The organism is Vibrio kyushuensis (genome assembly GCF_050337325.1).
Taxonomy (GTDB): Bacteria; Pseudomonadota; Gammaproteobacteria; order Enterobacterales; family Vibrionaceae; genus Vibrio; species Vibrio kyushuensis.
Genome location: NZ_JAKJSV010000002.1, coordinates 326255 through 340617, shown reverse-complemented (window position 1 = coordinate 340617; position 14363 = coordinate 326255). Strand labels below are relative to the sequence as shown.

Below are 14363 nucleotides of genomic sequence, written 5' to 3'. Positions count from 1 at the left end.
TTTACAAATTGAACGGTATTACAACGCAGTTATTTGACGTATTTTCGATGTTTTTATGACCAATTTATGAATTAAAGGCATCGACAAATAAAGGGGCTGGCCCCATTAATCTACACATTGGTCATGCTTAAATGTCGTCGTTTTTAGTTATGGCTGCTTTACAAGAGCCATTGGGAATGGGTAGAGGTGGGATTGAGGTATTTAATTGATTATAAAGCGCGTTAATACTCGTGATTAATTCCTTCAAGTATAAAAGGGCTGGCTGTAACGAGTTGAAGGAAACGGAGTCAGAACAGAATATTCTGACTCCTTGAAAACTCTTTAATACTAGAAGATGCGGACTATCGGGTTGATAGTGAACAACAACCTGCTAATTCAATGCAACTTCTACATCACCATCAATTTTACTCGAACACGCCAACACAAACCCTTCGGCTAGGTCTTGTTCACTAAGTGTTTCAGTACTCGTTAAGGTCACGCTTCCTTTGGTCACCTTACATTTACATGATCCGCAAATACCACTTCGGCAGGCCGCTATTACAGGGACTCCACCTTTTTCTAAAGCGTCAATTAGGGTACTGTTCTTATCTGCTTCTAGTTCAACACCAAAACTTGGCACCATAACTTTTACTGACGCATTGCTTTCCGCTATTGCAGAATCTAAAGGTGTCGCTGATTCAAATTCGGGAGTGAAGCTCTCTTGATGAAACTTAGACATATCGAATTCAATCTGTCCAAGGTAGCGTTCAACATCTTTCATAAAGCCTACTGGGCCACATAAATAGACGGTACTTTGTTTGATTTCAGGGCTTAAAGTAAGTAACCACTCTTTATCTAAACGCCCTTGTGGAAAAGGCGTATCGCTATTGTCTTTAAGCAATAGTTTAAAATTGAAATTTGGATGCTGCTTATCTAACTCGACAAGCTGATGATAATAGATAGCCTGCTCTTTGTTACGGGCCATATGGATAAAATCTATCTCGATATCGCCATTGGTTGAAAGCCAGTCTTGTGCCATTGCTGTGACGGGTGTGATTCCGCACCCTGCGCTCACCAACGTCACTTTATTCGAACTTGTTGGCAAACAGTCTACATTATTAAATTTTCCAGCTGGTTTTAAGACGTCGACTTCATCCCCTTCATCTAAATGATCGACGATATAGTTAGAGACTAAGCCTCCTTCAACACGTTTAACCGTCAGCTTTAACGAATTATCACCAGGGATAGAGCTTACTGAATAAGCACGGTAATCTCGCTTATCAGGCATATTCACACCGAGCGTAATAAATTGTCCCGGTTTGAAATCAAAGGTTAACTCTGAGCTTCGACTACCCAACTCGAGGCTGACCGTATCAGGAGTTTCTTGCCATTTCTTTAAACAGATAAGTTCGATTGACCCATTATTTGACCAAGCCTGCATACTCTTAGTACTCACTTTTATAAACGATTGGACACATACTAAAAAGCCTCAGCGAACTGAGGCTTCCATTAAATCAAAGACTAAGAGTTAACTTCTAAAATAGTTGCTAGATCTTCTTCTGCTGTAGAAATAGAACGCATATCGAACTGATCTTGAATGATCTTCAATAGATTTTCTGTCAGGAATGCAGGCGCTGTTGGACCCGTATAGATACCTTTTACACCTAGAGCAAACAGAGTTAATAGAATAACAATCGCTTTTTGCTCGAACCAAGAAAGAACAAGCGTCAATGGCAGTTCATTAATGCCACAGTCAAACTCATCCGCTAGCGCTAACGCCAACTGAATTGCAGAGTACGCATCATTACATTGGCCTACATCGAGAAGACGAGGAATACCGTTGATGTCACCGAATTGGTTTTTATTAAAACGGAATTTACCACATGCAAGTGTAAGGATCAGCGTGTCATCTGGCGCTTGGCTCGTGAAGTCAGTGTAGTAACTACGCTCTGACTTATCACCGTCACAACCACCAACAAGGAAGAAGTGTTTAATATTGCCCTCTTTAACTTGCTCAATAACCGCAGGAGCAGCAGCCATAAGTGCATTACGACCAAAGCCAACAGTGATGTTCTGTTCAATCTCGTTTTGAGTAAAGCCTGGTTGCGCTAGAGCACAATCGATAACTTGTGAAAAATCATCCCCTTCAACGTGTGCGACACCCGGCCAACCTACGATACTACGCGTGAATAGGCGATCTCGGTATTGACCAACATCTGGGTTAAGAAGACAGTTAGATGTCATCACAATCGCGCCAGGGAAGTTAGCAAATTCTTTCTGTTGATTCTGCCATGCACTGCCATAGTTACCCACTAAGTGAGGGTATTTTTTCAATTCTGGGTAGCCGTGTGCCGGTAACATTTCACCATTGGTATAAACGTTAATACCCTTACCTTCAGTTTGTTGAAGGATCTTTTCAAGATCATGAAGGTCATGACCAGAAACTAAGATACAGTGACCTTTAATGGTTTTTACATTCACGCTTGTTGGTTCTGGATGTCCAAAAGTTTGGGTTTCGCCTTTATCAAGCATCTCCATTACTTTGTAGTTCATCAAACCAATTTTCATTGATGTATCTAAAAGCAATTGTAGGTCTGTTGGATCAGTCCCTAGAAGTGCCATAATTTCATGGTATTCGGCTTGGATCTCGGTATCCGTTTGACCAAGAACAAGCGCGTGCTCCATATAAGCAGCAGCGCCTTTTAATCCGTAAAGACACAACAGACGTAACCCAATCACATCTTCATGTTGAGAATCGTGACCACGGTTAACCGCAGCCATCGGGGCTAATGCCAGTAAAGACTCAACATCTTCAGGTAAGTTAAATTTGGCCGCTACCGATAGCTCTGGAATGATAAAGCCAGTCGCGATTGAAGCTGCTTGTACTTTTTGTTCTAAGCGCTTTTTATACGCTTGAGATTGCTGTGCAAATTCAACAATTCGTTCAGGGTCAAAGTTCACATTGGTTAATGTTGCGAAGAAGGCTCTTGGCGCCCACTCATCAATCTCAGTGTCAATCACACCACAAGCGCGACCCAAATCAGCCCAGAAAGAGACACCTTGAAGTGAGTGTACTAATACATCTTGCAGGTCTGAAACTTCAGACGTTTTACCACACATACCCTGAGTGTAAGAACACCCTTTAGAAACAGGGGTTTGAATTGTTTGTTCACATTGAATACAGAACATTTAAGGCTCCAGTGTTGTTATATTGCGTACTTGCTCAATTTGATTATCGCTATTATTTTTCTTTCTTTAGCGCTAGCCCTATAGAGCACGATACATGCCAACCTTACAATTAGTATAAAAACAACAACTTACGAAAGACCCCATATATAACAATGTCAATATGACTCAATACATCCACATATAATATAAACCCAATAAGGTCACATTGACTTACTTTAATCGTTCATCTTTCATTCATCTACTATCCATTAGAATGCTTAAATCACGTAAGAGGTAAATATAAATGAATAGATTGATAGTAAGCACGCTGGCATTAATCACAGGTTTTTTCACTCTAGTGTTTGCATTGGTGATGGCTATTCCATTAACTATCGTTGCACTGATCACAGGTAAACGCCTTCAGAAGCAGATGCAGAATCAAATGAATAATCGTACTTTCAGTTTTGATGGCCAGACTCAATACGCCAACGCCCATTCAAATATGAATAGCCAATCAACTGTAAACAACAATACCAATACGATTGATGGCGAATATGAAGAAGTAAACAAAAACGCATAACGCTTTTAGTATTCACACTAAAACAGTTCCCCCTGAAATGAGCCTAACTTCGCTACGTTTTTACTGAATAGGACGTAATAAAAGGTAGGCTCTTTTCTTCCCTCTTAAGCTCTCTAGAATTTTCTCTGTTTCATCGATTATCCCTAAACCCCTCAAATAAACTACGCTTTACCTTAAGCACAACATTAAACCTAACAGCCAGGTGGCCATGAATATGTTACAGTTTGTTAACTTTTAAGCGCCTAAATGGGTGTATTGAATGTTAGTAGACATATAACAATAAAGGATTGAAGTATGAGCAGTGGAAAAAGAGAAATAACATTGCGATTTTTAGCTGAACCGAGTGATGTAAATTTTGGTGGTAAAGTCCACGGGGGTGCGGCCATGAAATGGATCGATTTAGCCGCCTACGCATGTTCTGCTGCATGGAGCGGTAAATATTGTATTACGGCGTACGCTGGCGGGATTCGTTTTGTTGCACCGATTCATGTTGGGAACCTAGTTGAAGTTAGCGCTAAGGTAATATACACCGGCAGAAGTTCTATGCATATCGCCATTGACGTTCAAGCGAGCGATCCCAAAGAGCTTAATAACCGCCTTACGACCCATTGTATTGTGATCATGGTAGCGGTCGACGAAAATGGGAACTCAACTCAGGTCCCAGAATGGATTCCAACAACGGAAGAAGACATCCACTTGCGTGATTCTGCACTTCGACTGATCAATATGCGAAAAGAGATTGGCGAAGAGATGGAAGCTCACGTTAAGTATTTAAAGTAGCCTTTTCATTATTTATTGTAATAGATAAGCTAAAACCGAACACTAGAAAGCCCAAGCACTTCATTATCTTGATAACTTGGGTTTTTATTTTTCAATTTTGTGTCAATAACCCTATCTGTCATTTTTCTTTCATCTAGGTTTGCTTTAATTCGCTATCAATGTCGAGCTCGCGATTTAAAGGATAACTACTTGAAACTTGGAAAAACCACATTAAGTGAAGCCACAATTAACAACCTTAAAGCGGTTGAGTATCAATGGGTCCGTACTATGTACGTTGGAGGCTATAACGATTCTGAAATCAACCATTACATTCAAACCTGTTTTGGTGGTGATGACACTTTTGCCGATCTGTTTCGAAAAGTTGCTTTAAAGCAAGAAAGTATCTACGTTCTTTTGCAATACCTTGGCTGTGCTCCTTCCAACCGGGAGCTATAAACTTAAATCGATTATCCCGAAATACCGACTCAATCACACTCATATGTAACTCAACCCTTCATTACATATTCATTTTGATGATCACTCGCATGCTCCTATCCGAAGGCTGTTCTGTTTGTTACAACACTCTATACTCATTCCTGTTGTTACCATTCACTCTAATTACAGTTCCATTTAGTCTCTAATTTACTTTTTCTAATTAAACTAGGATCTGGTTAGCCAAGTAACTTTGGTATAAGTGAATCTACGTATCTAAAGCCCTACTCAAGCATTAGATATAAAAAAACCCAAGCAATGCTCGGGTTTTGGTTACAAAAACTGTTAGTAAAATTTTAGTAAGGAATCAAGCTAACAGCCAGCTATGCGTAACGCCAGAACTGCTCTTAGACTTAACGGATCGGCGGCCAAACCTGAAAGTGTTAAGCTTCGAACAAATGGGCGACCCTAGGGTCGCCCTTATCGTTATTATCCTTTCACACCGCCGGCTGTAAGTCCTCCGACAAGCCAACGCTGCGCAAGCAAAAATACGATAGTGATAGGTAATGCAGAGAGTACCGCTGCTGCTGCAAAGTCACCCCATAGATAGTTCTGAGGGTACAAGTACTGCTGCATTCCAACCGCTAGTGTGTACGAGTTTACATCAGAAAGTAGTAAAGATGCTACAGGAACCTCACCGACCACCATAATAAACGACAAAATAAACACCACTGCTAGAATTGGCACTGACAATGGCAATAATACCAGTCTAAACGCCTGCCACGGTGTTGCACCATCGAGTGCCGCCGCTTCTTCTAGCGAATTATCAATAGACTCAAAGTAGCCTTTAATGGTCCACACATGCAAGGCAATGCCGCCTAAGTAAGAGAAGATCAAACCGCCGTGAGTATTTAAGCCAAGGAATGGGATGTATTGCCCAAGCTTGTCAAACAGCGCATAAATCGCCACCAATGCCAGTACCGCAGGGAACATCTGGAAGATCATCATCGCTTTCAAGATGGTGTTCTTGCCTTTGAAACGCATTCTCGCAAATGCATAGGCCGATGTAGTTGAAAGCGCCACTATTAGAATAGAGGTGATTCCCGCCACTTTGATAGAGTTCCATAACCACGTTAAAACAGGAAAAGGAGGTGGTGTTACAGAGCCATCTGCATGAGTGACTGTAAAGCCTAACGCTAACTTCCAATGTTCAAGCGATGGATTCTCAGGGATCAAGCTACCCGTTGCGAAGTTGCCTTCACGGAACGAAATTGCAATCACCATTAACAGTGGAAATATGATCATCGCTAAGAATAGCCACAGTGCGATATGCGTCGCCCAAACACGATATTTTAAGGATTTACCTTGTACCATTGCCATTATAAATATCCTTAATCTTGAGATAGCTTAGTAAAGCGTAAGTTGAGTAGTGCGAGTCCACCAACAAGTAGGAAAATCAACGTTGCGATTGCACTTGCTAAGCCGAAGTCTTGGCCACCAGCGCCTTCAAATGCGATTCGGTAGGTGTAGCTCACTAATAGATCGGTGTAACCTGCTGGCTCAGAAGTGCCAATCATGTTTGGACCACCTTGAGTTAACAGCTGAATCATTACAAAGTTATTGAAGTTAAACGCGAAAGCTGCAATTAGAAGCGGTGTTAATGGTTTAATCATCAATGGCAGCGTTACTTTGGTGAAGTTATGAATAAAATTCGCACCATCAATCGCCGACGCTTCATAAAGATCTTCTGGAATCGCCTTCAGTAGTCCCATACATAGAATCATCATGTATGGAAAGCCTAACCACGTATTCACAATCAGCACCATCGATTTCGCTAAGAATGGGTCAGAGAACCACGCAGGGCTGATACCAAATATCGATTGTAAGACCATATTGATCTCACCAAAGCTTTGGTTAAACAAACCTTTAAAGATCAAGATAGAGATAAAAGCTGGTACAGCGTAAGGCAAGATAAGTAGCACGCGATAAATAGCGCGTCCCTTTAGGGCTTCCCACTGAACAATACTCGCGAGAACCAAGCCAATGACTAGGGTTGCAATGACCGAAACTACCGAAAACAGAACCGTCCAGATAAAAATACTGATAAATGGTTCTTTAATTCCGTCATCTTTCCAAACTCGTTCGAAGTTGTGTGTGCCAATGCCTACGATAAACCCTGGTGATACGGTTGAGCCTGTAAACTCACCGGCTTCGTCAACCGGTTGATAGAAACCGACTTCCATATTAGCGCGAAGTATGTCGCCCGTTTCATTATTTAATAATGATTCACCATCTTCTTGCAGAGTATAAACAGGAACAACAGCGGCAAACTTTCTCAGCCCGCTCATGCGGATATCTTCACCCGTTGGTAGATGTAAATCGACTCCGTTAAGCTTGCTTCGATTTTGAATAATGGTTTTGATTTTTTCTTTGTCACCAGTCACTGAATCAACGACAGACAAATCCATATCAGTGATCGAGAGAGTAGCAAGATCAAAACTATCGGTTGCTAATAGCTGCTCACCTTTTTTTATCGCAATTCGGTGACCATTATCGGTGCTATATAGAGTAAATGGATAGCTCTCTCCACTTTGATAAGTTCTATCTAATAGAACACTTTGGGCGCGATCAAAAGAGAGTTGGTTTTTTGCGCTGTAGTTAGTAAACGCGAGCCCTACGGTGTACACCAAAGGGAAGATAATAAAGAGGATCATCCCAGCAATGCCTGGGTAGATATAGCGATGAGCGTAAGTTTTTTTGCTACCAAAAATATACAGTGCTAATGCTGTGAGAATGACGGTTAAAAGTGCGAACGCGGTTTCACCACGAGAGTACATTAAAATGGTGGCATAACCATTAACGAGACCGAGTGAACCTAAAAGTGCCCATTTGATGAATACACTCTTGCTTGTCGGCAAATTCGTTGTTGCTGATGTCATAGCATCTGTACCTTGAACTGACTGCATAGAGGAACCTACTAACGATAGATATAGATATAAAAATAGAAAAGAAGGAGAGGTTACCCTCTCCTTAAAATGGTGTTGCTTGTTATCGTGTCATCTGCTTTTCAGCATCTGCTAATGCTTCATCAACAGTTTGACGACCATCAACAATATTGATGATTGCGTTCTTCGCGCCTTCCCAGAATCCGTTCATTTGTGGGATGTTTGGCATAATTTCGCCATTCATTGCATTGTCCATTGTCGCTGCAATACGTTTGTCCGAATCAAGCTCGCGTTGGAATGAATTTAGTGCAACGGCGCCTAGTGGCTTATCATCGTTAACTTTACGTAGACCATCGTTAGTCAGTAGGTAGTTTTCGATAAACTCAACCGCTAGATCTTTATTTGGTGAAGCCGTGCTAATACCCGCAGTTAGTACGCCAACGAATGGCTTAGAAGACTGACCGTTAAATTTAGGTAGCGTTGTAACACCGTAGTTAATGCCTGATGTTTCAATGTTACCCCAAGCCCAAGGGCCATTGATCGTCATTGCAGTTTTACCTTGGTTAAAGGCAGACTCTGAAACTGAGTAGTCCATATCTGGTGAAATAACACCTTTATCGACTAGACCTTTTACAAAATTCATGGAGTCTTTCACGCCATCAACAGCAATACCTGCATCTTTTACGTTGTAGCCTTCAGCGCCGTATTTAAATGCATAACCACCATCAGCAGCCATTAAAGGCCATGTGAAGTATGGTTCTTTTAGGTTCCACATGATCGCAGTTTTGCCATCTTTCGCTAATTTAGCGTTCAGAGCTTCAACTTCTTCCCATGTTTTTGGTGGGTTTGGTACTAAATCTTTATTGTAGATAAGAGAAAGTGATTCAATTGCTACTGGGTAACCAATGAGCTTACCGTTGTATTTAACCGCATCCCATGCAAAATCAACGATGCCGTCTTTAATTTCTTTTGAAGGGTTAACTTCTGTCAATAGACCAGATTCCGCATAACCACCAAATCGGTCATGTGCCCAAAACACGATATCAGGGCCATCGCCTGTTGCAGCTACTTGAGGAAAGCGGTCTTGCAAACCATCTGGGTGAGCAACGGTCACTTTAATGCCCGTCTCTTCTTCAAACATCTTACCTACTTCAGCAAGTCCGTTATAACCTTTATCGCCGTTAATCCAGATAGTAAGTTGACCTTCATCGATAGCAGCGTTTGCACCAAAAGAGCCAAGAGCAACTAATGTACTTAGCGCTACAGTGCTTAGGGCATTTTTCATGTCTATATCCTTTTTATTTTTGTGTTGTAGGGCTTACCAAGAGGTTTGCCGTATTTCGACATACATAATGTTAGAAAAAACAAGCTAGCTCATCCTCCCACTCCCTACGCCCTTGCTATTATGGCGCATTTTCGTGATCCTTAGCATTTCACTATGTCGTACGCCGTCACAAAATAGGTACTTTATGTGACAGTTCTCACTCATGAGTGGCATATTTCTTTGAGCTTGATCGCTCTATAGGTTTCTCCTCCCCTTCAGCCTCCTCCTTTTCTACTCCCCCTAGACAATTTTCATCTAGGAGGATGTATCAAATGGCATTAAATACGACACTTAAGTCATCCAAGAGTGGATGGTAGGAACCCTTTCCAGAGACTAATGCTCTATTTGCCTCAAGGTTAATGGCGGAATATAGCTCTGGTTTACAATGCCGATTTGGTTTCCAGTTATTAAAAAGATGTTTGCGTTTTGTTTTCTATGTTTATCTCTTGCTCTACTTGCTGAGAACTAGCAATAGCAATTGATGAATAATTTGGGGGAAACATCAAATATTAACGGGGGATGGAAACCAAATATTGGCTTTGATGGGTGTTAGTATGCTTCGATTCAATAAAGAAGTGCTCTCACCCCTTTTTCTTGCCCTAGTGCCGACTTTACTTCAAGGTACATAGGCTTCAATGTAAATAGGTTTCAAGGAAATGGAATCAGACGGTTAAGTATTCCATCCAACAAATTACAATAATTACTGCCAATATTCCTACATGACTAGGCAGTAACGAATAAATATGATTGATCGAGGACGAGCTAGATGACGAATGTCACGTTAAAAAATGTTAGTAAAGCGTATGGCGATGTTTTGATTTCTAAAAATGTTGATCTAGAGATACACGAGGGCGAATTTGTTGTATTCGTCGGTCCATCTGGTTGCGGTAAGTCAACTCTTCTTCGTTGTATTGCCGGTCTAGAAGACATCACTTCTGGTGATCTGTACATTGGTAATGAGCGAATGAACGACATCGAACCATCCAAACGTGGTGTTGGTATGGTGTTTCAATCTTACGCGCTATATCCTCACTTAAACCTATTTGACAATATGTCGTTTGGTCTAAAGCTAGCCAAAGCAGATAAAGAAGAAGTCAACAAGCGTGTTGCTCACGCTGCCGATATTTTACAGCTTACTCATCTTCTTGAACGCCAGCCTAAAGCTCTTTCTGGTGGTCAGCGTCAGCGTGTTGCCATTGGCCGAACTCTTGTTTCTCAACCAAATGTCTTTTTACTGGATGAACCACTTTCAAACTTGGATGCCGCACTTCGAGTACAGATGCGCTCTGAAATTACCAAGTTACAACGCAAACTCGGTTGCACCATGATCTACGTAACTCACGATCAAGTTGAAGCGATGACTATGGCTGATAAAATTGTGGTATTAGATGATGGCTTTGTCTCTCAGGTCGGTAAGCCTCTAGAGCTATACCATTACCCACAGAACCGCTTTGTTGCGGGCTTCATTGGCTCTCCAAAGATGAACTTCATGAGCGTCTTTATTGACGAAGTTGAAGCCGAGCGTGTCAAAGTACAACTTTCCAACGGCATGTCTTTCTGGATTCCAGTTGATGGTACAACGGTTAACCGAGGTGACCGCATGTCAATGGGTGTCCGTCCTGAGCATCTTCTTGCTGCAACTGACGGTGATGCGACCATCGAAGGTGAAGTAATGATCGTTGAAAAATTAGGTAACGAAACTCAAGTTTATCTTAATTTGGAAGGCGCAGATGCTGATGTTAACTATCGTCAACCAGATACACTTCCAGTTGAAGTCGGTGACAAATTAGAGATAGGTATTCCAGCTCATCGTTGTCATCTATTCCATAGTGATGGCAGAGCGTGTCGTCGTTTACACCAAGAAGCGGGTGTTGAACTGAATGCTTAAGTAGATATATATCTATCTTTGACTGATTACAATTCAATAACTCAATGTAACCCCTAGGAATACTCTGTTTACTAATTAAGTAAATGAGGTTGCTAGGGGTTTTTGCTTTCTAAAATGTAAGTAGCTGAAGCATTACTTACTGGCACACTAGCTACTTAATCTACCTTCTACTTAGGCATCGAATAGCTTTTACTAACAAACTCGACTTCTTGAGTGTCAGTAATGAAATTAGTATAAGAAGCTAATGTATACATTACGTTCGCAATCAAGTTTGCGTAACGAAACAGAATAGGTGCAGGGCTTTTCTTACCAGCATGTTCTATCGCCACAAGAGCTCGAACCACTTTCTTCGCATTGGTCCGACACAAGTGAAGTTCACCCGCTATTTTATGACCACCAGGAAGAACGAAGCCTTTGAAGCCACCATCTAACAGTGAACGCAAAAGGTCATAATCCCGATACAACTCTTCAAGTTCATCTTCTGTGATCGCTAGCTTTCCACGAGCCGATCCATTGAGATGATAAACATTCGGCTGCAAACGTTGTAAAACGTCACGGCTAACATCATCTAAATCAAGCGTTAACACTAAGCCAATACGACTACATAACTCATCAGAGATGATCTCGAAGTCGCAAATGGGGCTATCTTCATAGATAAATGGGTAACAGATTTCTCCGTTCTTTTTGCTAACAGGTTTCACTCGCTTCCCTTACTCACACAAAAACGCCCACTGATAAGTGAGCGTTTATTAACAAATATTTTTAATATTTAAACAAAGGCTTAGCTAAATATTATAGCAATATTCTAAGGTGTAGTCCTCGCCACTTTTTGCTTTAAACTCTTTGTCTTCGCTACACGCTCTTGGTTTCCCTTTCTCATCACCTTGAACCAAGCTAATCCAGTGGCGCATCGCTACCATTTCTTGAGTAAACGTTGTACAGGTCTCTAATTCAATATCATCTATTTCCACCAGCTCAACGCACCCTGTCCCTTTATGACAACCAAATATCACTTCCACATGGCTGCCATTACCATCTTTTAAAAGAATTGAACATGGATCTTCTTTCTCTCCTGTGTAGGCAACAAAGTGTTTATTGCTCTGTAAGCCACTGTGTGTACCATCTTTGAAGTAAGCAACCATATGTCTGTAATCAATCATATAAGCGGTTACGTCTTGATGAGAGCCATTTTGTAGGGGAAAAAGACTATCAAGCAGCTGCTTTGATTTAGTTTGTTTTTCACTCTGTTGTTTCGCACTGATAGTCTCGACGGCAAAGACGGCTTCAGCGATAAATGGTTTATTGTTTGTGTTCATCTCTTTTTTATCGAATCTAAGCATATTCATAGTCTTTCCCTCTGTTTATCCAATTAAGTTCGGTAACAATTTCTGCACTCTTGAAATAGATTGCTACTACTGAATTGGATCGCTCCTGCAAAATAGATAGCTACTACTGTGTAAAATCTCATTTAGAGCAAATATTCAAAATTTACTTTCGTTTCTCTGTAAATATGTGACTTTGCTTACTTGGAAGATTAGCTAATTTTTGACTACAATTTCACAACAAAAATTTTACAATGTGAATTTTACAAAATGTCTCTATCAAAAAGCTTAGTTCGCCAGTCCCATTTCTTAGGTACTAAGATTAGAAACCTGAGAAAACGCAATCACTTAACCATGGAAGATCTCTCTGCGAGATGTATCCGTGTTAATCCTGAGTACGCGCCTTCGGTTTCTTACCTCTCGATGATAGAGCGTGGAAAACGTGTTCCTAGCGTCGATATGTTAGAAGTTGTCGCAGAAGTTTTTCAAAAAGATCCGCGATGGTTTCTTGATGACGAACCAGAACAAAGTGCTATCACACCAGATAAAGGGAATCGGGGGGGCATTAGCGGCATGGCGCTCGAGCCCAGTTTTCTGTTCTCTAATGATATTTTGCAGATTGCTATTCCGGAAATGCTCTCTCAGACGGGCATTACTGGCCGTCAATTCGCTCATCTTCTCATTCGAGCTCATCAGGAAAGCAATCAGAACCATTTCCCTCATTTAGAACGAGCTGCCGAAGAAGTTGGGCTTAAGAGGCTGAACCTCGCCATCGAAGATCTTATGGATATCGCTAAAAGCTTAGGGGTAAGGGTTCGATGGATCAAACGGACACCGCAGGATGTCGTTGATGAACTCGGTGTCAGTGCGAAACAGTTAGTCACGTCATTTTTTGAATCGCCGAGCACTATCTATCTCAACGAAATATTAAGAGATTACCCTACACGACTAAAATATGATTTGGCGGTGTACATCGGTCACTGTATTTTACATCGTAAAGAGGGGCTAAAAAGCGTTCTATCGGTTGGCCATACCAACACTTGGGAAGACGCCTCTAGCCCTACCACCTCTGAGCTAAATTCACAGGATATCTTACAAGCGTGGCGGGATTTCGAATCTAGCTTCTTTGCTGGTGCGTTACTATGCCCGAAAGTACCCTTTAGACAGCTCCTTGACCGCAGTGGCTATGAGATCGATGTTCACCAGAAAGCGGGAGTATCCCCTTCTGTTGCAATGCGTCGTATGACCGTTGTTTCTCCATACCCTCATTGGCATTACTTTGATGCTTATGGGCAAAACAAACTCAAGGCAGTATATCGAGGAAATGGCATTCCGCTTCCGTGGGGAAATATGCGGAAAGTGAATGATCCTTGCCAGCACTGGGCAGTCTTTAGACGACTATCAGAACCAAAAGACCACAGTTCCGCACAAATATCGATTCTAAATGTTGGAGATGAGCCAAGAATCTATTGCTGTGAGTCGGTGAATATGACCGATCCAGCAGGAAATAATCGAGTACTCTGCGCTGGTATTGATCTTAACCCGGCCATTGATGCGCAAGGCGGTGACGCTCGCTCAATTGCGGAAGATCTGAAGTCGTTATGTGTGTCAAACGGTGGTAGTGCCGCTATACCAAATTACATTAAGAAAGAGTTCACAACCATCGCCAAAATCTTGAATATTAATTGGATTGAAAGGGGAATTGAATCAGATGCTCGAGTAATTTGCTCTCGCGGTGCTGTATGCCCACGTAAACCAAGTTGTTATAGCAAATGTGAAGGTTAGGATCCAAGCAGTGTTGTGCTAAGAAGAGTAGACACCCAAAAAGAAAAAAGCCAATCCCAAAATATGTGGGGATTGGCTATATATATCTGTGAACAAAATTGGGTTCACTAACAACGTCAGTTGGCTAGGTGACCCTCGGCTTAAGAAGGGTCAATATAGATAATGCAGTTAGTGTGCCAAC

At 41.6% G+C, this 14363-nt stretch carries 12 protein-coding genes; 5 read left to right on the top strand and 7 right to left on the bottom strand.

Annotation, left to right across the window (positions count from 1 at the left end; all coding sequences use genetic code 11):
- Positions 1-370: 370 nt before the first annotated feature.
- Entirely contained in the window at positions 371-1420 is a 1050-nt protein-coding gene (locus L4D20_RS01535) for an FAD-binding oxidoreductase (RefSeq protein ID WP_428800732.1), read from the bottom strand.
- Positions 1421-1500: 80 nt separating this feature from the next.
- Positions 1501-3168 (bottom strand): hydroxylamine reductase, encoded by a 1668-nt coding sequence (hcp, locus tag L4D20_RS01530; protein WP_428799799.1) that lies wholly within the window; start codon positions 3166-3168, stop codon positions 1501-1503.
- A 283-nt stretch (positions 3169-3451) separates the two neighbouring features.
- Here hcp and L4D20_RS01525 point away from each other — a divergent pair, with 283 nt between their 5' ends.
- The 3 genes from L4D20_RS01525 to L4D20_RS01515 all read left to right on the top strand — a co-directional run bounded on the left by L4D20_RS01525 (position 3452) and on the right by L4D20_RS01515 (position 4942).
- A complete protein-coding gene (locus L4D20_RS01525; protein ID WP_428799798.1) occupies positions 3452-3727 on the top strand; it encodes an FxsA family protein in 276 nt (91 codons plus the stop codon).
- A 294-nt stretch (positions 3728-4021) separates the two neighbouring features.
- Complete coding sequence (locus L4D20_RS01520) at positions 4022-4507, top strand: acyl-CoA thioesterase (RefSeq protein ID WP_428799797.1); 486 nt, start codon at positions 4022-4024, stop codon at positions 4505-4507.
- Positions 4508-4696: 189 nt separating this feature from the next.
- Positions 4697-4942 (top strand): hypothetical protein, encoded by a 246-nt coding sequence (locus tag L4D20_RS01515; protein WP_428799796.1) that lies wholly within the window; start codon positions 4697-4699, stop codon positions 4940-4942.
- 465 nt (positions 4943-5407) lie between these two features.
- On the opposite strand, the gene malG is transcribed toward L4D20_RS01515, so the two are convergent.
- From malG to malE, 3 genes are all read right to left on the bottom strand, one after another.
- Positions 5408-6298 carry a maltose ABC transporter permease MalG gene (malG, locus tag L4D20_RS01510; RefSeq protein ID WP_428799795.1) on the bottom strand — a complete coding sequence of 297 codons (891 nt, stop codon included), beginning with the start codon at positions 6296-6298 and terminating at the stop codon, positions 5408-5410.
- An 11-nt stretch (positions 6299-6309) separates the two neighbouring features.
- A complete protein-coding gene (malF, locus tag L4D20_RS01505; protein WP_428799794.1) occupies positions 6310-7884 on the bottom strand; it encodes a maltose ABC transporter permease MalF in 1575 nt (524 codons plus the stop codon).
- A gap of 82 nt (positions 7885-7966) precedes the next feature.
- Positions 7967-9148, bottom strand: coding sequence for a maltose/maltodextrin ABC transporter substrate-binding protein MalE (gene malE / locus L4D20_RS01500; RefSeq protein WP_428799793.1), 1182 nt, complete (start codon positions 9146-9148; stop codon positions 7967-7969).
- Between the two features lie 805 nt (positions 9149-9953).
- Here malE and malK point away from each other — a divergent pair.
- A complete protein-coding gene (gene malK / locus L4D20_RS01495; protein WP_428799792.1) occupies positions 9954-11075 on the top strand; it encodes a maltose/maltodextrin ABC transporter ATP-binding protein MalK in 1122 nt (373 codons plus the stop codon).
- A gap of 167 nt (positions 11076-11242) precedes the next feature.
- On the opposite strand, the gene L4D20_RS01490 is transcribed toward malK, so the two are convergent.
- On the bottom strand, positions 11243-11776 hold the full coding sequence (locus L4D20_RS01490) for an ATP:cob(I)alamin adenosyltransferase (RefSeq protein WP_428799791.1): 534 nt from the start codon (positions 11774-11776) through the stop codon (positions 11243-11245).
- Positions 11777-11860: 84 nt separating this feature from the next.
- Positions 11861-12421: an aldolase/citrate lyase/malate synthase family protein gene (locus tag L4D20_RS01485; RefSeq protein WP_428799790.1), complete on the bottom strand. Its 561-nt coding sequence runs from the start codon at positions 12419-12421 to the stop codon at positions 11861-11863.
- A 246-nt stretch (positions 12422-12667) separates the two neighbouring features.
- On the opposite strand from L4D20_RS01485, the gene L4D20_RS01480 reads away from it, so the two are divergent.
- Complete coding sequence (locus L4D20_RS01480) at positions 12668-14182, top strand: DUF3612 domain-containing protein (protein ID WP_428799789.1); 1515 nt, start codon at positions 12668-12670, stop codon at positions 14180-14182.
- Positions 14183-14363 lie beyond the last annotated feature (181 nt).

Excerpts from the sequence above, each read along its gene's own strand:
- L4D20_RS01535 (WP_428800732.1), bottom strand. The coding sequence starts at position 1,420 with ATGCAGGCTTGGTCAAATAATGGGTCAATCGAACTTATCTGTTTAAAG.
- hcp (WP_428799799.1), bottom strand. The coding sequence starts at position 3,168 with ATGTTCTGTATTCAATGTGAACAAACAATTCAAACCCCTGTTTCTAAA.
- L4D20_RS01525 (WP_428799798.1), top strand. The coding sequence starts at position 3,452 with ATGAATAGATTGATAGTAAGCACGCTGGCATTAATCACAGGTTTTTTC.
- L4D20_RS01520 (WP_428799797.1), top strand. The coding sequence starts at position 4,022 with ATGAGCAGTGGAAAAAGAGAAATAACATTGCGATTTTTAGCTGAACCG.
- malG (WP_428799795.1), bottom strand. The coding sequence starts at position 6,298 with ATGGCAATGGTACAAGGTAAATCCTTAAAATATCGTGTTTGGGCGACG.
- malF (WP_428799794.1), bottom strand. The coding sequence starts at position 7,884 with ATGCAGTCAGTTCAAGGTACAGATGCTATGACATCAGCAACAACGAAT.
- malE (WP_428799793.1), bottom strand. The coding sequence starts at position 9,148 with ATGAAAAATGCCCTAAGCACTGTAGCGCTAAGTACATTAGTTGCTCTT.
- malK (WP_428799792.1), top strand. The coding sequence starts at position 9,954 with ATGACGAATGTCACGTTAAAAAATGTTAGTAAAGCGTATGGCGATGTT.
- L4D20_RS01485 (WP_428799790.1), bottom strand. The coding sequence starts at position 12,421 with ATGAATATGCTTAGATTCGATAAAAAAGAGATGAACACAAACAATAAA.
- L4D20_RS01480 (WP_428799789.1), top strand. The coding sequence starts at position 12,668 with ATGTCTCTATCAAAAAGCTTAGTTCGCCAGTCCCATTTCTTAGGTACT.